Below are 23,438 nucleotides of genomic sequence, written 5' to 3'. Positions count from 1 at the left end.
AGGGTAAAACATGGAATATAAAGATACATTATTGATGCCAAAAACTGAATTTCCGATGCGTGGAAATTTACCGAACCGCGAGCCTAAAATGCAAGAACAGTGGGCTGAAATGAATATTTATGAAAAAGTACAAAAACGTACGGAAGGCCGTCCGCTATTTGTCTTGCATGACGGACCTCCATATGCGAATGGCGATATTCACATGGGACATGCATTAAATAAAATTTTAAAAGATTTTATCGTTCGCTATAAGTCGATGTCAGGCTTCTGCGCACCTTATGTACCAGGCTGGGATACACACGGTTTGCCAATTGAAACAGCTTTAACAAAAAATAAAAAAGTAAACCGCAAAGAAATGACGGTAGCTGAGTTCCGTAAGCTTTGCGAACAGTATGCTTGGGAACAAGTAAACGGCCAGCGTGAGCAGTTCAAGCGTTTAGGCGTACGCGGAGATTGGGATAATCCATATGTAACGCTTCAGCCGCAGTACGAAGCGCAGCAAATCAAAGTGTTTGGTGACATGGCGAAAAAAGGCTACATCTACAAAGGGTTAAAACCTGTGTACTGGTCCCCTTCAAGTGAATCTGCTTTAGCAGAAGCGGAAATTGAGTACTATGATAAGCGTTCAGCTTCTATTTACGTAGCGTTTAACGTAAAAGATGGTAAAGGTGTGCTTGAACAAGATGAAAAATTCATCATTTGGACGACAACACCATGGACAATGCCAGCTAACCAAGGGATTGCTGTCAATCCTGAGCTTCAGTACAGCGTAGTTGAAGCAGATGGAGCAAAATATGTAGTAGCAACTGAACTGATTGAAACAGTTGCTAAAGAAATTGAATGGGCTGACTATAAGACGGTTCGTACGGTAAAAGGTTCAGAACTTGAGCGTGTAGTAGCTGAGCATCCAATCTACAAGCGTGATTCATTAGTTGTTCTTGGCGATCACGTAACAACGGATGCTGGTACTGGGTGTGTTCATACAGCACCGGGACACGGGGAAGACGACTTTATCGTTGGTCAAAAATACGGATTGGAAGTTCTTTGTCCAGTCGACAGTAAGGGTCATATGACGAATGAAGCACCAGGATTTGAAGGATTATTCTATGATAAAGCGAATAAACCGATTACAGACAAACTAGAAGAAGAAGGCGCGCTGTTAAAATTAAGTTTCATTACCCACTCATACCCACATGACTGGCGTACAAAGAAACCAACAATTTTCCGTGCAACGGCACAGTGGTTTGCGTCTATTAAAGATTTCCGTGAAGATTTATTAAAAGCAGTAGAAAAAACAAAATGGGTGCCTACTTGGGGTGAAACGCGACTTTATAACATGGTGCGTGACCGCGGCGACTGGTGTATTTCTCGCCAACGTGCATGGGGCGTTCCGATTCCAGTATTTTATGCTGAAAATGATGAGCCAATCATTACGGACGAAACAATCGAACACGTATCAAATCTATTTAGAGAACATGGATCAAACGTATGGTTTGAGCGTGAAGCAAAAGACTTGCTTCCGGAAGGCTTTACTCATGAAGGAAGCCCAAATGGCCGCTTCACAAAAGAAACAGACATCATGGACGTATGGTTTGACTCTGGTTCTTCACATCAAGCTGTTCTTGAAGAACGTGAAGACTTACAGCGTCCGGCTGATTTGTATTTAGAAGGTTCTGACCAATACCGCGGCTGGTTTAATTCAAGTCTTTCTACAAGCGTAGCTGTAACGGGTGAAGCACCTTATAAAGGGGTACTTAGCCACGGATTTGCTTTAGACGGTGAAGGTCGCAAAATGAGTAAGTCATTAGGAAACGTTGTAATTCCAGAAAAAGTAATGAAACAACTAGGTGCAGATATTTTACGTTTATGGGTAGCTTCTGTAGATTACCAAGCTGATGTTCGTGTATCTGATAACATTTTAAAACAAGTAGCAGAAGTATATCGTAAAATCCGCAACACGTTCCGTTTCTTACTAGGAAACTTAGCGGACTTTAATCCAACAACTGATGCTGTAGCTGTTGAAGACCTTCGTGAAGTAGACCGCTACATGCTTGTGAAGCTGAACAAATTAATTGATAAAGTGAAAAAATCTTATGATTCATATGAATTCTCAAGCATTTATCACGCAGTGCATAATTTCTGTACGATTGATATGAGTTCATTCTACTTGGACTTTGCAAAAGATGTATTGTACATCGAAGCAGAAAATAATGTAGAGCGCCGCAGCATTCAAACGGTCCTTTATGAAACGTTATTATCGTTAACGAAATTAGTGTCGCCAATTCTTTCTCATACAGCAGACGAAGTATGGGTTCACATTCCAAATTTAACGGAAGAAAGCGTGCAGCTAGTTGATATGCCAGAGGTTCAAGAAATCGAGGGAGCAGATCAATTAGTAGAGAAATGGGATGCATTCATGGAGCTTCGTGATGAAGTATTAAAAGCGCTAGAACAGGCTCGTAATGAAAAAGTAATCGGTAAGTCTTTAGAAGCAAAATTAACGCTGTATCCAACAGCAGATACGAAAGAACTGTTAGCATCTATTTCTGAAAATGTAGGTCAACTCTTCATCGTTTCAGATCTTGAGGTGGCAGAAGGTGAAGCGCCTGCTGAAGCACAAAAATTCAGCTATGCTTCAATTGTTGTAAGTAAAGCAGAAGGTGAGAAGTGTGAGCGCTGCTGGGTTGTATCACCAACAGTTGGCGAAGATCAAGATCACCCGACTTTATGTACACGCTGTGCGGATGTTGTAAAAAATCACTACGTTCAGCAGTAATTAACAAAAACACGTCCTTTTTGGGCGTGTTTTTTGCTGTACGAAATTCCCAAATACAATGGTATAAAGCATTTAAAGCCTTAGGAAAAACTTGTGTTGTAGATTCGATGGAAAACTCGGTAAACCTAACATCATTAATACTTCATCTTATCAGCACAGGAGGCGTTTGCATGTATGAAAATTATCTTTCCATTGGACAGGAATTAGCTCTTATTAAAGAAGAATTACAAGATCGCCTATTGAGATATGCTACAGAACAATCTGGTTATATAGATGAAAAGGAACGTTACGTAATAGAAATGATTAAAGCCGATTTAAAAGATGTAGAACACGCGTTAGCAAAGCTGGACGTTGGTGCGTTCGGAATTGATGAACTAACTGGCGAAGTGATGTCTATTCATAAATTAAAAGTAATGCCGACGGCCCGCACAAATGAAGATTTATTTGTTTTATGGTGAGAAGCGAGAAAAAAAATGAATTATGTGCTAAAATGCTTTAGTATGGATTCGTTTGATTTTATTGCGGGAGGAAAACGTTTGTGTTTTATTATCTTATCGCTTTAGCTGTTATACTTATTGATCAGGTAACAAAATGGATGATTGTAAAAGAAATGTATTATGGACAAAGCATCACCGTAATTGAAAACTTTCTTTACATTACCTCTCATCGTAACAGAGGAGCCGCGTGGGGGATTTTACAAGGACAGATGTGGTTCTTTTATCTCATTACGGTGGTTGTGGTAGTCGGTTTAATAATTTATATTCAAAAGCTCAAAAAACAAGATAAATGGTTCGGTATTGCGCTAGCATTAATGTTAGGCGGCGCCATTGGAAACTTTATTGATCGAGTGGTCCGTAAAGAAGTAGTTGATTTCGTAAATACATACATCTTTACGTATGATTTTCCGATTTTTAACGTAGCTGATTCGGCACTTGTCGTCGGAGTAATCATCATGTTTATTATGACGCTGTTTGAAGGGAAAATGAAGAAGGAGCACAAAGAATGAATGTAATTGAAATAGTTATAAATGAAGAACAAGCGGGAGAACGTATTGATAAAGTACTTTCGACTGTAAATGCAGAATGGTCACGTTCACAAGTGCAGCAATGGATTAAAGAAGGTCACGCAAAAGTGAACGATAAAACCGTTAAAGGAAACTATAAATGTAAAACAGGAGACGCTATTATTATTGAAGTGCCGGAACTAGAAGAGCTTGATGTGGTAGCGGAAGAAATGAATTTAGATATTTATTATGAAGATCAAGATGTGCTTGTTGTAAATAAACCTCGCGGTATGGTTGTACATCCAGCTCCTGGTCATCATAGCGGTACGCTTGTAAACGGCCTAATGGCTCACTGTAAAGATTTATCCGGTATTAACGGCGTTATGCGCCCTGGTATCGTTCATCGAATTGATAAAGATACATCCGGTTTACTTATGATCGCAAAAAATGATTTAGCTCATGAATCACTAGTTAGTCAGCTTGTAGCTAAAACAGTGACGCGTCGTTATAAAGCTATCGTTCACGGAGTAATTGCGCACGATCACGGTACAATTGATGCGCCAATCGGCCGAGATAAGCAAGATCGCCAAAGCATGACGGTGACTGATGAAAACAGCCGTGATGCAGTGACGCACTTTACTGTATTGCAGCGTTTTAAAGATTTTTCACTGGTCGAATGTAAGCTAGAAACGGGGCGAACACACCAAATTCGCGTTCATATGAAGTATATTGGCTTTCCGCTTGCCGGGGATCCGAAGTACGGACCGAAAAAAACGCTTCCGATTGACGGACAAGCGCTTCATGCCGGTGTATTAGGCTTTATTCACCCTCGTACAAATGAATATATGGAATTTGAAGCACCGGCTCCAAAAGAGTTTAATGAGATGCTAGAGCTTATTGAAAAAAGAAGTTGACAACTGCCATAAGTGATGGCATACTTGTATTAACTTAATAAGAACCTTTAAGAACAGTCCAGAGAGGCTGAGAAGGAAACGGTGAAGAAAAGGCATACTTATAGCCTTTTTGAAGAAATATGTCTAAAACCAAATCCTCTTGCCTCAAGGCAAGAGGATTTTTTATGTCAACAACTTGAGGTGAAAAACAGTGAACGTAAAAGCTACCGTACTTGACGAACAGGCTATTCGCCGCGCTTTAACTCGAATTGCACATGAGATTATTGAAAAGAATAAAGGAATCGAAAATTGTGTGCTAGTGGGGATTAAAACGCGAGGTATTTATATCGCAAAACGTTTAGCAGAACGAATTGCACAAATTGAAGGAAATACATTGCCAGTCGGAGAACTAGACATCACGCTTTACCGAGATGATTTATCGAAAGTGACAAGCAATGATGAGCCTCTCGTAAAAGGATCAGATATTCCGACAGATATTGCAAATAAGAACGTCATCTTAGTAGACGATGTGTTATATACGGGCCGTACGGTTCGAGCAGCACTTGATGCACTGATTGATATCGGCAGACCTGAACTCATTCAGCTGGCTGTTTTAGTGGATAGAGGGCACCGCGAGCTGCCCATTCGAGCAGACTATGTTGGCAAAAACGTACCGACAGCTAAAAGTGAAAAAATTGCGGTGCATTTAATGGAAGTAGACGAAAAAGACCATGTGTCTATTTACGAAAAATAAATTATATACCCTTTTAAATGGTAGTCCCGTGAGGCTGCAAAAGGGGGGTCACTATACAAGGAAAACTATACTGCGGTATAGCGTCTTCCTTGTATACTGAAAACCTCTTTGCCTCTGCGTAAAGAGGTTTTTTAATAGTGATAGGAGGAAAAACATATGAGTCAACAACGAGATTTTGTACTTGATATACATGATAAACCAAAAGCAGTAAATTGGTTAACATTGAGTCTACAGCATTTGTTTGCAATGTTTGGGTCGACGGTATTAGTGCCGTTCCTAGTCGGGTTCAGCCCGGCAATTGCTTTGATTTCAAGCGGGGTAGGAACGCTTGCTTTCCTGCTCATTACAAGAGGTCAAATTCCTTCTTATCTTGGTTCATCGTTCGCATTCATCACGCCAATCATTTTCGCAAAAGCTTCGTTTGGACCTGAAGAAACGATGGTTGGCTGTTTCTTAGCCGGACTTGTTTATGGAATCGTCGCTTTGATTATAAAAGGAACAGGAATTAATTGGATTATGAAGCTTCTTCCTCCGGTTGTAGTAGGACCAGTTATTATGGTTATAGGCTTAGGACTAGCTAATACAGCAGTAGGCATGGCAATGAACGATGCAAAAGGAAATTACAGCTTAACTTACCTGATGGTTGCGCTTGTGACACTAGCGATAACAGTTGCTTGCTCAATCTTCTTTAAAAACATTATCAGCCTGATTCCGGTACTGATGGGAATTATCGGTGGATACATCTTCGCTTATACACAAGGATTGGTAGACTTTTCAAAGGTAGTGAAAGCAGAGTGGATTGAAGTACCTCACTTCTACGTGCCGTTTGTCACATACACGCCGTCCATTTCACTGGGGATTGTGCTTATCATGGTACCTGTAGCAGTCGTAACACTCTCAGAACATATCGGACACATTCTCGTCTTAAATAAGATTGTGGATCGAAACTATATTGAAAAGCCAGGGCTGCACAGATCGATTTTAGGAGACGGAGTAGCAACTATGCTTGCTGCGCTGATCGGCGGACCGCCAAATACAACATACGGTGAGAACATCGGAGTGTTAGCCATCACAAAGGTGCTTAGCGTATTTGTGATAGCAGGAGCAGCAGTCTTCGCGATTTTGTTCGGGTTTGTCGGCAAAATCAACGCTCTTATTTCAAGTATACCAACGCCGGTCATGGGCGGGATTTCAATTCTCTTATTCGGAATCATTGCTTCATCAGGCTTGCGCATGATGGTGGATGCAAAGGTAGACCTTGGATCAAAACGAAACTTAATGATTGCTTCGATTATCTTAGTGTTAGGAATCGGAGGAGCACACTTAGATATCTCAGAACATGTAAAGGTTGATAGTATGGCACTGTCTGCTATCATGGGAGTTCTGCTGAATCTAGTTCTTCCGAAAGAGAAGATAAAAGAAGCAGAAAACGTTCAACAAACGTCAGCACGAAAAATTTCATAGAACGCCTTTTAATTGAAATCCAGAGAGGTTTCTAAGGGTGTGTGAAAAGCGCGTTATAGACGAAGCTTGTTTTCTTACACCCTTTCTAAGTTAGAAAGGGTGTTTTTTATAAAGAAATGCGAGGAAAGCAAAAATGGAGGGAATCGATATGAAACATTTAGTGACAGTCTCAACACTAGAAACAAATGAAATTCTAGAGATTTTAGACAGCGCTGAAAACTATCGAACGAATAAACAAGGATGGAAACCGGAAGAGAAAATGTTTGTTGCCAACTTATTTTTTGAAGCGAGCACGCGTACTCGATGCAGCTTTGAAATGGCAGAACAGCAGCTAGGATTAACAACAATTCCGTTTGAAGTAACAACTTCAAGCGTCCAAAAAGGAGAAACGCTTTATGACACGATTGAAACATTAGCTTCAATCGGCGTTCAGTCAGTTGTTATTCGCCACCCGCAAGATCGTTATTATGAAGCACTGCAGGAAAAAGTATCGATTCCCATCATTAATGCAGGAGACGGATGCGGTCAGCATCCAACCCAGTGTCTGCTTGATCTACTGACAATTCGCCAAGAGTTCGGCTCGTTTAAAGGAATAAAAGTCGCAATAGTCGGAGATTTGCGACATAGCCGCGTAGCGAGATCGAATGCTGAAATGCTGACAAAACTAGGGGCGACCGTATATTTTGCGGGACCTGAAGAATGGAAAGATGAAGAGAACAGACACGGTACATATCTTGATATCGATGAAGCAATCGAAACGGTCGATGTTGTGATGCTGCTGCGTATTCAATTTGAAAGGCATGAAGAGAACACTTCAGAGCTTGCACAGAACTACCACAGCCGCTTCGGATTAACCGTTGAACGAGAGCGGAAAATGAAATCACATAGCATTATCCTTCATCCAGCTCCTGTAAACAGAGGAGTCGAAATTGCAGATGAGCTCGTTGAATGTGAACGCTCAAGAATTTTTAAACAAATGCAAAATGGCGTATATATTCGTATGGCAGTATTAGCAAGAGCGCTACAACCAATTGAAAGGGGACTTAATAATGACAACAATTATCAAAAATGCTACATGGTTAAATAAAGGGAAAATTAAAAAAGTCGAACTGAAAATTGAAAATGGTTTAATTGCTGAAATAGCTTCACACATCGACGTACAGAATGAAGAAGTCATTGATGCAGGCGGGAACTTCTTATCACCGGGTTTAATCGATGTCCACGTTCACTTGCGCGAGCCTGGAGGAGAAAAGAAAGAAACGATTGAAACGGGTACTTTAGCAGCGGCAAAGGGCGGTTTTACAGCAATTGCTGCAATGCCAAACACCCGTCCAGTTCCGGATACTGTTGAACAAATGGAGTGGGTAAACAAGCGTATTGAAGAAACAGCACATGTTCGCGTATTACCATACGCATCGATTACCACTCGCCAATTAGGAAAAGAACTAACGGACTTTGAAGGCTTAAAAGAAGCGGGCGCATTTGCTTTTACAGATGATGGAGTAGGCGTTCAGTCAACAGGAATGATGCTGGAAGCGATGAAGAAAGCCGCTTCATTAAATAAAGCAATCGTTGCACACTGTGAAGATAATGATTTAATCAACAAAGGCTGCGTCCACGACGGAAAATTTGCAAAAGAACATGGACTAAACGGTATTCCTTCTATCTGCGAAGCCGTTCAAATTGCACGAGATGTCCTGCTTGCTGAAGCAGCAAACTGTCACTACCATGTGTGTCACGTAAGTACAAAAGAATCCATTCGCGCCATTCGGGATGCGAAAAAAGCAGGCATTCGCGTAACCGCAGAAGTAACGCCTCATCATTTACTGTTAAATGAGGAAGACATCCCTGGGCTTGATTCAAACTTTAAAATGAATCCGCCGCTTCGAGGAAAAGATGATCAACAGGCATTAATTGAAGCTTTATTAGACGGAACGCTTGATTTTATCGCCACTGATCATGCACCCCATAAAGCGGACGAAAAAGCAGAAGGCATGGAGCTTGCGCCGTTTGGGATTGTAGGACTTGAAACAGCTTTCCCGCTTCTTTATACAAACTTGGTATTAAAAGAAGTAATAACGCTAGAGCAGCTAGTATCATATTTAACAAACAAGCCTGCTGACACGTTCAACCTTCCTTATGGCACCATCGAAGTAGGGAAACCAGCAGATTTGACTATCATTGATCTTGAAACAGAAAAAGCAATTAATTCAGAAGAATTTGTATCAAAAGGTAAAAATACGCCGTTTGCTAACTGGGTATGCAAAGGTTGGCCGGTAATGACATTAGTAGAAGGTAAACGAGTATGGGAGGATGTTAAAGCATGCAACGTCAACTAATTTTAGAAGATGGAACAGTATTTATCGGAAAAGGATTCGGCAGCGACAAAGAAATGACAGGAGAAGTTGTTTTCAACACGGGAATGACAGGATATCAAGAAATTCTATCTGATCCATCATACTGTGCACAAATTGTGACATTAACATATCCTTTAATCGGAAACTACGGTATTAACCGCGATGACTTTGAGTCGATTGAACCAGCTGTACACGGTTTGATTGTAAAAGAAGTTTGTGATGCTCCTTCAAACTTCAGAAGCGAACTATCAGTAGATGAATTTTTAAAACAAAAAGATATTCCAGGATTAGCTGGAATCGACACGAGAAAATTAACGCGAAAAATTCGTCAGCACGGTGCGCTTCGCGGACGCGTGTGCAACATGGAAGTCAATGTAGAAGAAGTGGTAGCACAGCTTCAAAATCATGAACTTCCGACTGATTCAGTTAAAAAAGTATCAACAGTGAAGCCTTACCCAAGCCCAGGCAGAGGTAAAAAAGTGGTACTCGTTGACTTTGGAATGAAACACGGAATTTTACGCGAATTAACAGCTCGTCAATGCGACGTGATTGTGGTTCCTTATAACGTAACTGCGCAAGAAATTCTTCAATTAAATCCAGATGGCATCATGTTGAGCAACGGACCTGGAGACCCAAAAGACGTACCTGAAGCAATCGAGATGATTCAAGGGGTTTTAGGAAAGGTTCCTCTTTTCGGAATTTGTTTAGGACATCAGCTGTTTGCGCTAGCATGCGGAGCAGATACAGAAAAAATGAAATTTGGTCATCGTGGATCCAACCATCCTGTAAAGGATCTAAAAACCAATAAAGTAGCTCTTACATCTCAAAATCACGGCTATACAGTATGTGAGCCATCTCTTGTCAACACGCCATTAGAAGTGACGCACGTTGCGCTTAACGATGGAACAGTTGAAGGAGTAAAGCATAAAGAATATCCGGCATTTACGGTTCAATATCACCCTGAAGCATCACCGGGACCTGAAGATGCAAACGGATTGTTCAACGAATTTATGGATCTTATGAAAAACAATCAGAAAGTAGGTAATTGCTAATGCCAAAACGTCAAGATATTAACACAATTCTCGTAATCGGATCAGGACCAATCGTCATCGGACAGGCGGCAGAGTTTGACTATGCAGGAGCGCAAGCGTGTATTGCGCTAAAAGAAGAAGGATACAAAGTTATTCTTGTGAACTCCAATCCTGCAACAATCATGACAGACTCAGAAATGGCAGATAAAGTATATATTGAACCTCTAACGGTTGAATTTGTAAGCTCAATTATTCGTAAAGAACGCCCGGATGCACTGCTTCCAACGCTTGGCGGTCAAACGGGACTGAACTTAGCGGTAGAATTACACGAAACGGGTATTTTAGAAGAATTGAATGTAGAAATTCTCGGGACAAAATTATCGGCGATTGAACAAGCTGAAGACCGTGAACAATTCCGTTCACTAATGAATGAACTAAATCAGCCTGTCCCAGCAAGTGAAATCATTCATTCGCTAGACGAAGCGTATGCGTTTGTTGAACAAGTAAACTATCCGGTAATCGTGCGTCCTGCTTATACGCTTGGCGGTACGGGAGGCGGAATTTGTAACAACGAGCAAGAGTTGATTGAAATTGTAACAAGTGGATTAAAACATAGTCCTGTAACACAGTGCTTACTTGAGAAAAGCATTGCAGGCTTTAAAGAAATTGAATATGAAGTAATGCGCGATGCAAACGATAATGCGATCGTAGTATGTAATATGGAAAACTTTGATCCGGTCGGTATTCATACGGGAGATTCAATTGTTGTAGCACCAAGCCAAACGCTAAGCGACCGTGAGTATCAGCTGCTTAGAAATGCGTCACTAACAATTATCCGAGCGCTTAAAATCGAAGGCGGATGTAACGTTCAGCTAGCACTAGACCCAGAAAGCTTCCAGTATTACGTAATTGAAGTAAACCCTCGTGTAAGCCGCTCGTCGGCTTTAGCATCAAAAGCAACAGGGTATCCAATTGCAAAATTAGCAGCAAAAATTGCGGTAGGCTTAACATTAGATGAAATGATGAACCCGGTAACTGGGAAGACATACGCATGTTTCGAACCGGCACTAGATTACATCGTATCTAAAATTCCACGCTGGCCGTTTGATAAATTTGAATCAGCCAACCGTAAACTCGGTACACAGATGAAAGCAACAGGTGAAGTAATGGCAATTGGCCGCACGTTCGAAGAGTCAATTTTAAAAGCCGTACGCTCACTAGAGTCAAACGTTCATCACTTAGAGCTGAAAGATGCGCATGAATTTGATGATGCCATTATTGAAAAACGTATTCGCAAAGCTGGCGATGAGCGATTATTCTACATCGCAGAAGCCATTCGCCGCGGCGTAACGATTCAGCAAATTCATGACTGGAGCAAAATCGATCTCTTCTTCTTAGTAAAACTTGAAAAAGTGATTGCTTTTGAAAATGTGTTAAAAGAAGAGATTCATAACGTAGAAGTTTTACAGGAAGCAAAAGAAATGGGATTTGCAGACTGCACGATTGCTAAGCTATGGAATCAAACAGAGCGTGAAGTATATGACTTCCGCAAACAAAATGGCGTGATGCCAGTATACAAAACGGTAGATACATGTGCAGCAGAATTTGAATCTACAACACCATATTTTTACGGCACGTTTGAAGATGAAAATGAATCGATTGTTACAGATCGTAAAAGCGTTGTAGTGTTAGGGTCTGGTCCGATCCGCATCGGACAAGGAATTGAGTTTGACTATGCAACAGTTCACTCCGTATGGGCGATTAAAGAAGCTGGATACGAGGCGATTATTGTCAATAACAATCCAGAAACAGTATCTACCGACTTCAGTATTTCAGATAAATTATACTTTGAGCCGCTGACGATTGAAGATGTGATGCATATCATCGATTTAGAAAAACCAGAAGGTGTGGTTGTACAGTTCGGTGGTCAAACAGCAATCAACTTAGCAGACGAGCTAGAAGCAAGAGGGGTCAAGATTTTAGGAACGTCGCTTGAAAGCTTAGATGCAGCGGAAGACCGTAAAAAATTCGAAGCGACGCTAGCGCGTTTAGAAGTACCTCAGCCTCTTGGAAAGACGGTTACATCCGTAGAAGAAGCAGTGGTTGTGGCAAAAGAAATTGGTTATCCGGTGCTTGTACGACCTTCATATGTACTAGGTGGACGCGCAATGGAAATTGTGTATAAAGAAGAAGAACTGCTTCACTATATGAAACACGCGGTAAAAGTACACGCAGATCACCCTGTGTTAATCGACCGCTACTTAACTGGAAAAGAAATTGAAGTCGATGCCATTTCAGACGGTGAAACAGTGGTTATTCCAGGGATTATGGAACATGTAGAGCGCGCGGGTGTACACTCAGGTGACTCCATTGCTGTATATCCACCGCAAACTCTGTCACAGGACGTGAAAGATACAATCATTGATTACACAACACGTATTGCCAAAGGCTTAAACATTATTGGACTGCTCAACATTCAGTTCGTCTTATCAAAAGGAGAAGTGTTTGTTCTTGAAGTAAATCCTCGTTCAAGCCGTACGGTGCCGTTCTTAAGTAAAATCACGCGTATTCCGATGGCGAATGTCGCAACAAAAGTTATTTTAGGAACAAGTTTGCGAGAGCTTGGCTATGAATCAGGCATGCACCCTGAAGAAGAAGGTGTCTACGTAAAAGTGCCGGTCTTCTCATTTGCAAAGCTGCGCCGCGTAGATATTACGCTTGGACCTGAAATGAAATCTACTGGAGAAGTAATGGGGCAAGATTCAACGTACGAAAAAGCATTATATAAAGGACTAATTGCGTCAGGTATGTCCATTAAGCCGTACGGTTCAGTACTTATGACAGTAGCGGATAAAGACAAAGAAGAGGCAACAGCGCTGGCGAAGCGTTTTGCTAACATCGGCTACCAGGTGATTGCAACGGAAGGAACAGCTTCAACGTTTACAAAAGAAGACATTCGCGTAAAAGTAGTAAATAAAATTCATCATGAAGATCACAATCTTTTAGATGTGATACGAAAAGGTGAAGCGCAGCTTGTCATCAACACGCTAACAAAAGGAAAACAGCCTGCGCGTGACGGATTTAAAATTCGCCGTGAAGCAGTTGAAAATGGTGTACCTTGCTTAACATCACTTGATACAGCAGAAGCGATTTTACGAGTGCTTGAAACGATCAGCTTCCATACAACACCAATGAAAAAAGTTCGTCCAACTAAAGAGGTGACAACCGTATGATCAAACATGAAATGATGCAAGTCGTCAGTCAGCGACCGTTAACACACAATGTATATGAATTAACCCTTCAAGGCGAGCTTGTTCGTTTCATGAATGAGCCGGGGCAGTTTGTGCATATCCGCGTCAACAACGACTATTTGCCACTGCTTCGCAGACCAATCAGTATTGCAGAAATTGACCAAACGCACGAACAGTTTACGATGATTTACCGTGCAGAAGGGGCGGGAACATCGCTGCTGGCCGAAAAACAAGCCGGACAGTCGATTGACGTGTTAGGTCCGCTTGGCCACGGTTTTCCATTAGAAGCGATAGAGTCAGGTCAAACGGCTTTATTAGTAGGGGGAGGCATTGGAGTGCCTCCGCTCTATGAGCTTTCAAAAAGACTTCGTGAAAAAGGCGTGCAGGTTATTCACGTCTTAGGCTTTCAATCAAAGGCAGACGTATTTTACGAGCGAGAGTTTTTAGCTTTAGGAGAAACATATATTGCAACGGTAGACGGCTCTTATGGAACAAAAGGGTTTGTCACAACGGTGATTGACGAGCAGCAGTTTTCATATGACGTTATGTTTTCATGCGGTCCAACTCCAATGTTAAAAGCATTAGAAAATAATTATACAAACAAGCCGCTTTACATTTCTTTAGAAGAAAGAATGGGCTGTGGAATCGGCGCTTGTTTTGCATGTGTATGCAGGGAAAGTGAAGATTCTACGGCTTATAAAAAAATCTGCAGCGACGGTCCCGTCTTTCAAGCAGGGGAGGTGCTTCTATGAGTATGCTAAAAACGACATTGCCAGGATTAGATTTAAAAAATCCAATTATGCCAGCATCCGGCTGTTTTGGATTTGGACGTGAGTATGCTCAATTTTATTCACTTGATGCACTTGGAGCCATTATGATTAAAGCGACTACTGCTGAAACTCGTTTTGGCAATCCAACTCCTCGCGTAGCGGAAACATCTGCAGGAATGTTAAATGCGATCGGATTACAAAATCCTGGGTTAGAGAAAGTAATGAATGAAGAGCTCGTTTGGCTTCAGCAATATGATGTGCCGATTATCGCGAACGTAGCCGGTGCTTCAATTGAAGAATATGTGCACGTGGCAAAAGAAATTTCAACCGTATCAAATGTAAAAGCACTTGAATTGAATATTTCATGCCCTAACGTAAAAGAAGGCGGAATTGCGTTTGGCGTAGATCCTGTCATTGCTGCTCGTTTAACAAAAGCAGTAAAAGATGTTTCAAATGTTCCAGTTTATGTTAAGCTATCACCAAACGTATCCAATATTGTAGACATGGCGATGGCTGTTGAAGAAGCCGGCGCGGATGGCTTAACGATGATCAATACGCTTCTCGGGATGCGTCTGGATTTGAAAACAGCTCAGCCGGTTTTAGCGAACGGCACAGGCGGACTGTCAGGTCCATCCATTAAACCTGTAGCGATTCGAATGGTATATGAAGTGAGCCAAAAAGTGAACATTCCAATTATCGGTATGGGCGGAGTGACAACTGCTGAAGATGCACTCGAGTTCCTATATGCAGGTGCAAGTGCAGTGGCGGTTGGTACAGCAAACTTTGTTGACCCGTATGTATGTCCAACCATCATTGACGAACTGCCAAGGCTATTAACATCATTAGGATACGAGCATGTTTCAGAATGTATCGGAAGGAGCTGGAAAAAGCGTGAAGCAACCGTTAATCATTGCTCTTGATTTTTCATCAATTAACGATGTACAGCAGTTTTTAATGCCTTTTCAACAAGAGTCATTATTTGTGAAAGTAGGCATGGAACTGTTTTATAAAGAAGGGTTATCCATTATTTCTGCATTAAAAGAGCAAAATCACCAAATCTTTTTAGACTTAAAGCTTCATGATATTCCCAATACGGTAAAGCAAGGGATGAAGTCTTTAGCTTCTCTTGAAGTAGATTTGGTTAACGTTCACGCAGCGGGCGGAATGAACATGATGCAAGCAGCCGTTGAAGGACTTGACTTAGGAACCGCTGCCGGCAAAAAGCGCCCGGATTGTATTGCGGTTACTCAGCTAACGAGTACATCTGATGAAATGCTAAAAGAGCAGCAGCTTATTACACATTCGATGCAAGAAGTGGTTACGCATTATGCAGCGCTTGCTAAAAAAAGTGGACTTGACGGCGTGGTATGTTCTACTCATGAAGTGCCTTCGATTCGAAAAGCAGCAGGAGAGGACTTTTTGACCGTAACGCCGGGTATTCGTATGGGCACAGATTCGGTAGATGACCAAGTCCGTGTGGCAACCCCTCAGCTAGCGAGAGAATATGGCTCAAGTGCCATTGTCGTTGGACGTTCTATTACTAAAGCAAAAGACCCGCTTAAAGCATATTATGAGATGTTACAGCAGTGGAAAGGGGAGCGTATTACGCGATGACAAAACTACGAAAAGAAATTGCAAAACAATTAATTGATATTGAGGCAGTAAGCCTTCAACCAAACGAGCCGTTTACGTGGGCCTCTGGAATTAAGTCACCTATTTATTGTGACAACCGTCTAACGCTTAGCTACCCGAAAGTGCGAAAAGAAATTGCAAAAGGTCTGCAGCATTTAATTAAAACGTATTTTGCCAATGCAGAAGTGATTGCTGGTACCGCTACAGCTGGTATTCCTCATGCAGCATGGGTAAGCGAAGCGCTAGAGCTTCCAATGTGCTATGTGCGAAGCAAAGCAAAAGAACATGGCCAAGGAAATCAAATCGAAGGAAAAGTAACAAAAGGTCAAAAGGTTGTTGTGATTGAAGATTTGATTTCAACTGGCGGAAGTGTGTTTACCGCAGTCGATGCATTAAAAGCGCAGGGGTGTGAAGTACTGGGAGTTGTGTCTATCTTTACATATGAGCTGGAAAAAGCGCGTCAGCTGTTTAAAGAAAAAGAACTTCAAGTTTATTCGCTAACAGACTACTCTACGCTAGTAGAAGCAGCAAACGAAGCGGGATACATTGAAGAAGAAGCGATGGACAAGCTATTTAAATGGCGTGAAAATCCTTCAGACCCTTCATGGATGAACTAAACTAGATCTATATAATAAAACCCCCTTTCTATATAGAAAGGGGGTTTTATTATGACTGACGCAGCTTCAGTACAAGTTCTTCGCTAGGCGTTACGTACACCGTTTGCTGGTTATCGTACGTCACAAAACCAGGTTTAGCACCGCTTGGTTTCTTGACGTGGCGAATTTTTGTATAGTCCACGGGTACTGAACTTGAATTCTTGGCTTTACTAAAGTAAGCAGCAAGATGAGCCGCTTCTAAAATTGTTTCTTCTGAAGGCTCTTGGCTGCGGATAACAACGTGAGAACCCGGTATATCTTTTGTATGAAACCAAATGTCATCACGAGCAGCAAGGCGATTTGTTAAATACTCATTTTGCTTATTGTTTTTTCCAACTAAAATCGTCGTGCCGTCGCTTGAAACGTATTGTTCAAGTGTAGGCGTGGTGTTTTTTTGTTTTTTTGCTTGTTTTTGCTGACGGTTGCGCAAATATCCTTCTTCCACAAGCTCTTCACGAATCTCGGCAATGTCTTTGTGAGTAGCAGTATCCATTTGCTGAATAAGTGATTCAAAATACTGAACTTCTTCGTTTGCTTTTTCAATTTGTTCGATTACAATCGAAACGGAATTTTTCGCTTTTTGATACTTTGTAAAATAGCTTTGAGCATTTTGAGACGGTGATTTTTGTGGATCTAATGAAATGGTGAGCGTACCACTATTTTCGTCGTAATAATTAATCACGTCCACTTTCGCATCTCCTTTTTTGACAAGGTGTAAATTTGCGGTAAGGAGTTCACCGGCTAGCTGGTAATCAGATGCTTTTTCTGCATTTTGCAGCGTTTGCTCAAGTTTTTTTATTTTTTTCTCATTTTTCTTTTTCTCGGTAGAGATAAACTGTACTAAATCATGCGCTTGCTGCTTTACACGATCTCGCTCTGCTTTCCCGTAGTAATATCGGTCAAGAAGCTCGCTGATGGTTGCATACGTTTTTTTCGTACCCTCTAAATGCGTTAATTCCAGTAAATAAAAGTAGTCTTTTTGATTAACGGTTGTCAGAGTCGGTGTAAACTGACCTTCTTTGATCAGCGTCATCGTTTCGACGAATGATTTTGGAAGGGTAGAACGATTCGCTAAGCCTGAGCGAAACACCACTTCATTTGCAATTAAAGGAGAAAGCCCCGAGAAGGTTTGCACTAGCTGAGTCGCTAACTTTCCGCTATTAAAATCAATTTTTTTAACCACGGTTTCTTCATCCGCTTCAAATGGATGAAGCTTATCTTGGCTAGGAGGCAGTACGTAAGGAGCTCCGGGCAGAAGCGTACGGTGCCTGTTCAAGGCCATTGGAACGTGTTTGATGCTGTCGATAATCGTTTGTTTTTCTTTATCTACAAGCACAACATTACTATGTCTTCCCATGATTTCAATAATAAGCTGCTTGTACGTCACATCGCCAATTTCATTTCGTCCTTTTGTTTCAATGACTAAAATGCGGTCTAATCCAAGCTGATACACTTGTTCAATAATGCTTCCTTCTAAATGTTTGCGAAGAAGCATACAAAACATAGGAGGCTCAGATGGATTTTCATAGGGCTCATTTGTGAAATGAACGCGTGAATAGTTAGGGTGAGCTGAGATTAAAAGTTTGCGGTTTTCACCTTTAGCGCGCACTTGTAAAATCAACTCGTTTGGAAACGGCTGATATATTTTTGAAATTCGTCCTGAAACCAAGGTCTCAGATAATTCTTGTAAAATGCCATATGTAAAAATACCATCAAATGACATAGTGCTCACATCCTTAAGTAATTGAAAATTGTCCTATAGAAAAGTATAGCATTTTTTAGGACGAGTCTGAATAAGCATACGATATAAGATTGTAACAATCTAATAGGTGCATTTACAAATAAAAGGGTGTGAAAAGATGCAATGAAATGGTATGAATTAGGTGAAAAAGCAATAGTGGAAGTAACAAAAACAGACAGACAGCATGGTCTTACACACAAAGAAGTAAAAGCACGTCAGCAGCAGCAAGGATTTAATGAATTGACTGAAGGAGAGAAAAAACCGGCCATTCTTGTGTTTCTAGAGCAGTTTAAAGATTTTATGGTGCTGGTTTTACTAGCTGCTACGCTTATTTCAGGTCTTTTAGGCGAATACATCGATGCGATTGCTATTATTGCCATTGTAGTAATTAATGGATTTCTAGGTTTTTTTCAAGAAAGAAAAGCAGAGAAATCTCTTCATGCATTAAAAGAGCTTTCTGCTCCTCAAGTAGCAGCTATGCGTGAAGGGAAATGGGTTAAGTTGCCATCTAAAGAGCTGGTAGTAGGAGACATTGTAAAGTTTTCGAGCGGAGACCGCATCGGGGCTGACCTTCGGATTATGGAAGCCAAAAGTCTAGAAATTGAAGAATCAGCGCTTACGGGAGAGTCTTTGCCAGTTGCCAAGCAAATAAAAGCTTTGCCCGGAGATGAAGTGCCGCTTGGAGATCAGGACAATATGGCGTTTATGGGTACACTTGTGACGCGAGGAAGCGGAACAGGTATCGTTGTAGGGATTGGAATGAAAACAGCGATGGGACAAATTGCTGATTTGCTTCAAAATGCTGAAGCCATGATTACTCCTCTTCAACGGAAGTTAGAGCAATTAGGTAAAATTTTAATAGTTGTAGCGCTTGCACTTACTGTATTAGTTGTCGGGATTGGGGTACTGCAAGGCCATGATTTATACAGTATGTTCTTAGCAGGAGTTTCGTTAGCTGTTGCTGCCATACCCGAAGGTCTTCCTGCCATCGTAACCGTGGCGCTATCTCTTGGTGTACAGCGCATGATTAAGCAAAGATCCATTGTTCGCAAACTTCCTGCTGTTGAGACACTAGGATGCGCATCAGTCATTTGCTCAGACAAAACGGGCACATTAACGCAAAATAAAATGACGGTTACTCACCTCTGGTCAGGAGGAATGACGTGGAGGGTATCAGGGACAGGGTATGAACCTACGGGCGTATTTTCGCGAGAGGAAAGAGAAGTTGATACACGGAATGAAAAACCGCTTCAGCAGCTTTTAGTGTTTGGTCTGCTTTGCAATCAAACGTCCATTTCGAGAAAAGATAAAGAATATGTCATCGACGGAGATCCTACTGAAGCGGCTTTGCTTGTTGCCGCAATGAAAGCGGGGCTGACAAAAGAAAACATTCAAAAGCAGTTTACGATTATTGAAGAGTTTCCATTTGATTCAACGCGTAAAATGATGAGTGTAGTCATTGAAGACGCATCTAATAAGCGCTATGTTATAACAAAAGGTGCTCCGGATGTGCTGCTTGTAAACAGCAAAAATATTTTATGGGAAAGCAGACAACAAACGCTGTCGGTAACAGTTCATAATGAAGTAAAAGGAGCGATTGATCAGTTAGCTAGCCAAGCGCTTCGAACTATTGCGATTGCTTATCGGCCGTTAGAAGACCATGAGAGCGTTCATACAGAGAAGGAAGCGGAAAAAGACCTGACTTTCCTCGGGCTTCAAGGAATGATTGATCCGCCAAGACCAGAAGTCAAGCAAGCGGTCAAAGAATGCCGAGACGCAGGAATCAAAACCGTTATGATTACAGGTGATCACGTCATTACAGCACAGGCGATTGCAAAACAGCTAGGCATTCTACCGAAAAACGGTCAAGTCTTGGAAGGAACGGATTTATCCAAAATGACGCAGGAAGAGCTAGAAGAAGTAGTGGATGATGTTTACGTATATGCCAGGGTATCACCTGAGCATAAGCTTAAAATTGTTAAGGCTCTTCAAGCAAAAGATCACATTGTAGCCATGACGGGCGACGGCGTAAATGATGCACCGGCTATTAAAGCAGCAGACATAGGCATCGCGATGGGCATCACCGGGACAGACGTAGCAAAAGAAGCGTCTTCACTCGTTTTGCTTGATGATAATTTTGCTACTATTAAATCAGCGATCAAAGAAGGACGAAACATCTATGAAAATATTCGAAAGTTTATCCGTTACTTGCTTGCATCAAATGTAGGAGAAATCTTAGTTATGCTCTTTGCGATGATTTTAGCACTTCCGCTTCCGCTAGTGCCCATTCAAATACTATGGGTAAACTTAGTAACAGACGGTTTGCCTGCGATGGCTCTTGGCTTAGACCAGCCAGAGGACAACGTGATGAAGCGCCATCCAAGGCATCCGCGTGAAGGTATCTTTGCAAGAGGATTAGGGTGGAAAGTAGTCAGCCGCGGATTTTTAATTGGAGCTGCTACACTTGCTGCATTCATGATTGTTTACGACAATGACCCAGATCGGCTGCAGTATGCACAGACGATTGCATTTGCCACACTTGTCATGGCACAGCTTATTCACGTATTTGACTGCCGGAGCGAAAAATCAATCTTTGATCGCAATCCATTTCAAAACTTATATCTTGTAGGAGCCGTTATTTCATCTATTATCCTTATGCTGGTGGCCATTTACTATCCGCCCCTGCAGCCTATTTTCCATACAATGGCTATTGCACCGCGGGAATGGCTCGTTATTCTAGGACTTGCAAGCCTTCCAACTTTTTTACTTGCCGGTTCACTTTTAACAAGAAAAGCTTCATAAATTGTGCTATACTTTAATACAGGCTGTCCTAAATGAGAAAACTCATGAAGGCAGCCTTTACAGGTTGAATAAAGAAGAGAGATTTCTTTTTTTTGCTAACACTTTCTTTTATGATACTTTTTATGTAAGATGTACATAGTGGATGTGATGATAATGATAAAAAGTATGACGGGTTTTGGCCGCGGAAAAGCGGAAGTGGAAAATCGATCAGTAACAGTGGAAATGAAGTCTGTTAATCATCGTTTTTGTGAAATTGTTATTCGTATGCCAAGACAATTAATTGAAATTGAAGATAAAATAAAAAAAATCGTTCAAACATACATAAAACGTGGTAGAGTAGAAGTATTTGTTACTATTTCAGGTGAAGAAATGGCAAAAAAGAAACTGCAGACGGATTGGCAGCTGCTTGAGGAATACATGAATGCGTTGCAGCAAGTACAAGAAAAGCATGGGCTGTCACAATCTGTTCAAATTCAAGACATTTTACACATGCCTGAAGTGATGACAACTTATGAAGAAGAAGCTGATCAGACGAGTATTCATGGTGCAATCTTTGAAGCCGTTGACGCTGCTGTGCATCAGTTAGTGGATATGCGGAAACGAGAGGGATCAGAGCTGTATCACGATTTGATGGGGTACTTACAGGATATTCAAGACATTCGCGAAAAAATTACACAGCTTGCTCCTGAAGTTGCTGAACAATATCGCGAGCGTATTAAAAGAAAGCTGAGCGATTATTTAGAAGGTACTTTCGATGAGCAGCGAGTGCTGACTGAAGTAGCTATTTTTGCTGAAAAAGCAGATATTAGCGAAGAACTTACGCGAATTCAAAGTCATGTTTCACAATTTATTCAAGCATTAAATACACCTGATTCAGTAGGACGCAAGCTGGATTTCCTTGTTCAAGAGCTGAATCGTGAAATGAATACAATCGGTGCGAAGGCAAATAATGGTACTATTGCTCAGTATGTTATTAGTATGAAAGCACAATTAGAACGCATAAAAGAGCAGGTTCAAAATATTGAATAGCCTTCGTGTAAGATAAAGATTATATTGGTATAGCGGGAGGCTTCTTATGAGCGGTAAATTAGTGAACGTTGGATTTGGAAATTTTATTTCTTCTAATCGTATAATCTCTGTCGTTCATCCTGAATCAGCTCCAATCAAACGCATTATTCAAGATGCAAAAGATCGAGGCTCTTTAATAGATGCAACGCAAGGACGTAAAACACGATCTGTTATTGTTATGGATAGCGATCATGTTATTTTAGCTCCTGTACAGCCAGAAACTGTGTCACAGCGACTTATAAACAAAGAAGAATTATTAGAAGGGTAGGTCACTTGAACCGATGATTGAAAGAGGTTTATTAATTGTTCTTTCCGGACCATCAGGTGTTGGAAAAGGAACGGTACGAAAAGCATTGTTTGAGCAAGAAGACATTAAATTGCAGTATTCTATCTCTGCAACAACAAGAAAGCCCCGCGAAGGTGAAGTAGACGGTGTTGACTATTTCTTCAAACCACGCGAAGAGTTTGAGCGCATGATTGAAAACAAGAAATTATTAGAGTGGGCTGAATACGTAGGCAACTACTACGGTACCCCGGTTGATTATGTAGAACAAACGTTATCTGAAGGCAAAGACGTATTTCTAGAAATTGAAGTGCAAGGTGCTCTTCAAGTGAAAGAAGCGTTTCCAGAAGGTTTGTTCATCTTCTTGGCACCGCCGAGTTTGTCAGAGCTTAAAAGTCGTATCGTAAACCGCGGTACTGAAACAGAAGATTTAATCAATAACCGTATGCGCGTGGCAAAAGAAGAAATTGAACTTATGGACGCCTACGATTATGTTGTAGAAAATGACAAAGTAGAAAATGCTTGTGCTCGCATCCGTGCTATCGTAACGGCTGAACACTGCCGTCGTGATCGTATTTCTGCGCGCTATAAAAGAATGCTGGAGGTAGAATAAACATGCTTTATCCATCAATTGATTCCCTAATGGAAAAATTAGATTCTAAGTACACGCTTGTGACAGTAGCTGCAAAACGTGCACGTCAATTACAGCTTCACAATGATACGCCGATTGAAAAGCCGGTTTCTTATAAATTTGTAGGCTGTGCTTTAGAAGAAATTAATGCTGAACAATTAAGCTATAAGCAAGGTGTAGCAGAAGAAGATTCTAAACATCAGTAAGTGAAAAAATAACAACCTACTTTATAGGTTGTTATTTTTTTGATGCTTTTGTTTGTATTCAAGCAGGATAGTGAATGTCTCATTACAAAAATGGTATAATAATTAAATTGAAAAGCTTTA

Annotated in this window: 20 protein-coding genes; 19 read left to right on the top strand and 1 reads right to left on the bottom strand. The window is 41.2% G+C overall.

Annotated elements, in window-relative coordinates; translation table 11 throughout:
• Window positions 1-10 precede the first annotated feature (10 nt).
• The 14 genes from ileS to pyrE all read left to right on the top strand — a co-directional run bounded on the left by ileS (window position 11) and on the right by pyrE (window position 16,548).
• The gene (gene ileS, locus LJC66_RS21640) at window positions 11-2,776 is read left to right on the top strand and encodes an isoleucine--tRNA ligase (RefSeq protein WP_230933518.1); all 2,766 of its coding nucleotides are present in this window, start codon (window positions 11-13) and stop codon (window positions 2,774-2,776) included.
• Between the two features lie 170 nt (window positions 2,777-2,946).
• Entirely contained in the window at window positions 2,947-3,234 is a 288-nt protein-coding gene (locus LJC66_RS21635; RefSeq protein WP_013084845.1) for a conjugal transfer protein TraR, read from the top strand.
• 80 nt (window positions 3,235-3,314) lie between these two features.
• Complete coding sequence (gene lspA / locus LJC66_RS21630) at window positions 3,315-3,782, top strand: signal peptidase II (protein WP_013084844.1); 468 nt, start codon at window positions 3,315-3,317, stop codon at window positions 3,780-3,782.
• A complete protein-coding gene (locus LJC66_RS21625; RefSeq protein ID WP_230933517.1) occupies window positions 3,779-4,693 on the top strand; it encodes an RluA family pseudouridine synthase in 915 nt (304 codons plus the stop codon). Before lspA ends, LJC66_RS21625 begins: the two co-directional genes overlap by 4 nt.
• 190 nt (window positions 4,694-4,883) lie before the next feature.
• Window positions 4,884-5,426 (top strand): bifunctional pyr operon transcriptional regulator/uracil phosphoribosyltransferase PyrR, encoded by a 543-nt coding sequence (gene pyrR / locus LJC66_RS21620; RefSeq protein WP_013058940.1) that lies wholly within the window; start codon window positions 4,884-4,886, stop codon window positions 5,424-5,426.
• Between the two features lie 156 nt (window positions 5,427-5,582).
• Window positions 5,583-6,890, top strand: a complete 1,308-nt coding sequence (locus LJC66_RS21615; RefSeq protein WP_034649161.1) for a uracil-xanthine permease family protein — start codon at window positions 5,583-5,585, stop codon at window positions 6,888-6,890.
• A 148-nt stretch (window positions 6,891-7,038) separates the two neighbouring features.
• Window positions 7,039-7,977 (top strand): aspartate carbamoyltransferase catalytic subunit, encoded by a 939-nt coding sequence (locus tag LJC66_RS21610; RefSeq protein WP_230933516.1) that lies wholly within the window; start codon window positions 7,039-7,041, stop codon window positions 7,975-7,977.
• The gene (locus LJC66_RS21605; protein ID WP_230933515.1) at window positions 7,940-9,229 is read left to right on the top strand and encodes a dihydroorotase; all 1,290 of its coding nucleotides are present in this window, start codon (window positions 7,940-7,942) and stop codon (window positions 9,227-9,229) included. Before LJC66_RS21610 ends, LJC66_RS21605 begins: the two co-directional genes overlap by 38 nt.
• Window positions 9,214-10,299, top strand: coding sequence for a carbamoyl phosphate synthase small subunit (locus tag LJC66_RS21600; protein ID WP_025750361.1), 1,086 nt, complete (start codon window positions 9,214-9,216; stop codon window positions 10,297-10,299). The genes LJC66_RS21605 and LJC66_RS21600 overlap by 16 nt, the downstream gene beginning before the upstream one ends.
• Complete coding sequence (gene carB / locus LJC66_RS21595; protein WP_025750359.1) at window positions 10,299-13,511, top strand: carbamoyl-phosphate synthase large subunit; 3,213 nt, start codon at window positions 10,299-10,301, stop codon at window positions 13,509-13,511. Before LJC66_RS21600 ends, carB begins: the two co-directional genes overlap by 1 nt.
• Window positions 13,508-14,281 (top strand): dihydroorotate dehydrogenase electron transfer subunit, encoded by a 774-nt coding sequence (locus LJC66_RS21590; RefSeq protein ID WP_013084838.1) that lies wholly within the window; start codon window positions 13,508-13,510, stop codon window positions 14,279-14,281. The genes carB and LJC66_RS21590 overlap by 4 nt, the downstream gene beginning before the upstream one ends.
• Window positions 14,278-15,219: a dihydroorotate dehydrogenase gene (locus tag LJC66_RS21585; protein WP_013058933.1), complete on the top strand. Its 942-nt coding sequence runs from the start codon at window positions 14,278-14,280 to the stop codon at window positions 15,217-15,219. The genes LJC66_RS21590 and LJC66_RS21585 overlap by 4 nt, the downstream gene beginning before the upstream one ends.
• Window positions 15,191-15,913 (top strand): orotidine-5'-phosphate decarboxylase, encoded by a 723-nt coding sequence (gene pyrF / locus LJC66_RS21580; protein WP_013058932.1) that lies wholly within the window; start codon window positions 15,191-15,193, stop codon window positions 15,911-15,913. Before LJC66_RS21585 ends, pyrF begins: the two co-directional genes overlap by 29 nt.
• Entirely contained in the window at window positions 15,910-16,548 is a 639-nt protein-coding gene (gene pyrE, locus LJC66_RS21575; RefSeq protein ID WP_013058931.1) for an orotate phosphoribosyltransferase, read from the top strand. The genes pyrF and pyrE overlap by 4 nt, the downstream gene beginning before the upstream one ends.
• Window positions 16,549-16,597: 49 nt before the next feature.
• Here the strand turns inward: pyrE and LJC66_RS21570 are convergent, their stop codons facing one another.
• Window positions 16,598-18,310 carry an Rqc2 family fibronectin-binding protein gene (locus tag LJC66_RS21570; RefSeq protein WP_028410780.1) on the bottom strand — a complete coding sequence of 571 codons (1,713 nt, stop codon included), beginning with the start codon at window positions 18,308-18,310 and terminating at the stop codon, window positions 16,598-16,600.
• A 141-nt stretch (window positions 18,311-18,451) separates the two neighbouring features.
• Between LJC66_RS21570 and LJC66_RS21565 the strand changes: the two genes are divergently transcribed.
• The 5 genes from LJC66_RS21565 to rpoZ all read left to right on the top strand — a co-directional run bounded on the left by LJC66_RS21565 (window position 18,452) and on the right by rpoZ (window position 23,318).
• Complete coding sequence (locus LJC66_RS21565; protein ID WP_230933514.1) at window positions 18,452-21,130, top strand: calcium-translocating P-type ATPase, SERCA-type; 2,679 nt, start codon at window positions 18,452-18,454, stop codon at window positions 21,128-21,130.
• Window positions 21,131-21,283: 153 nt separating this feature from the next.
• Entirely contained in the window at window positions 21,284-22,159 is an 876-nt protein-coding gene (locus tag LJC66_RS21560) for a YicC/YloC family endoribonuclease (protein ID WP_029320527.1), read from the top strand.
• Window positions 22,160-22,205: 46 nt separating this feature from the next.
• Window positions 22,206-22,466 carry a DUF370 domain-containing protein gene (locus tag LJC66_RS21555; RefSeq protein ID WP_013084831.1) on the top strand — a complete coding sequence of 87 codons (261 nt, stop codon included), beginning with the start codon at window positions 22,206-22,208 and terminating at the stop codon, window positions 22,464-22,466.
• A gap of 13 nt (window positions 22,467-22,479) precedes the next feature.
• Entirely contained in the window at window positions 22,480-23,094 is a 615-nt protein-coding gene (gmk, locus tag LJC66_RS21550) for a guanylate kinase (RefSeq protein WP_013058927.1), read from the top strand.
• Between the two features lie 2 nt (window positions 23,095-23,096).
• Window positions 23,097-23,318 carry a DNA-directed RNA polymerase subunit omega gene (gene rpoZ / locus LJC66_RS21545; RefSeq protein WP_013058926.1) on the top strand — a complete coding sequence of 74 codons (222 nt, stop codon included), beginning with the start codon at window positions 23,097-23,099 and terminating at the stop codon, window positions 23,316-23,318.
• The last annotated feature ends 120 nt before the right edge of the window (window positions 23,319-23,438 follow it).

It is taken from the genome of Priestia sp. TSO9, from assembly GCF_021029645.1.
GTDB lineage: Bacteria > Bacillota > Bacilli > Bacillales > Bacillaceae_H > Priestia > Priestia megaterium_E.
Note: the sequence above shows the minus strand (reverse complement) of the source record. Positions and strands in the feature narration are given on the sequence as shown.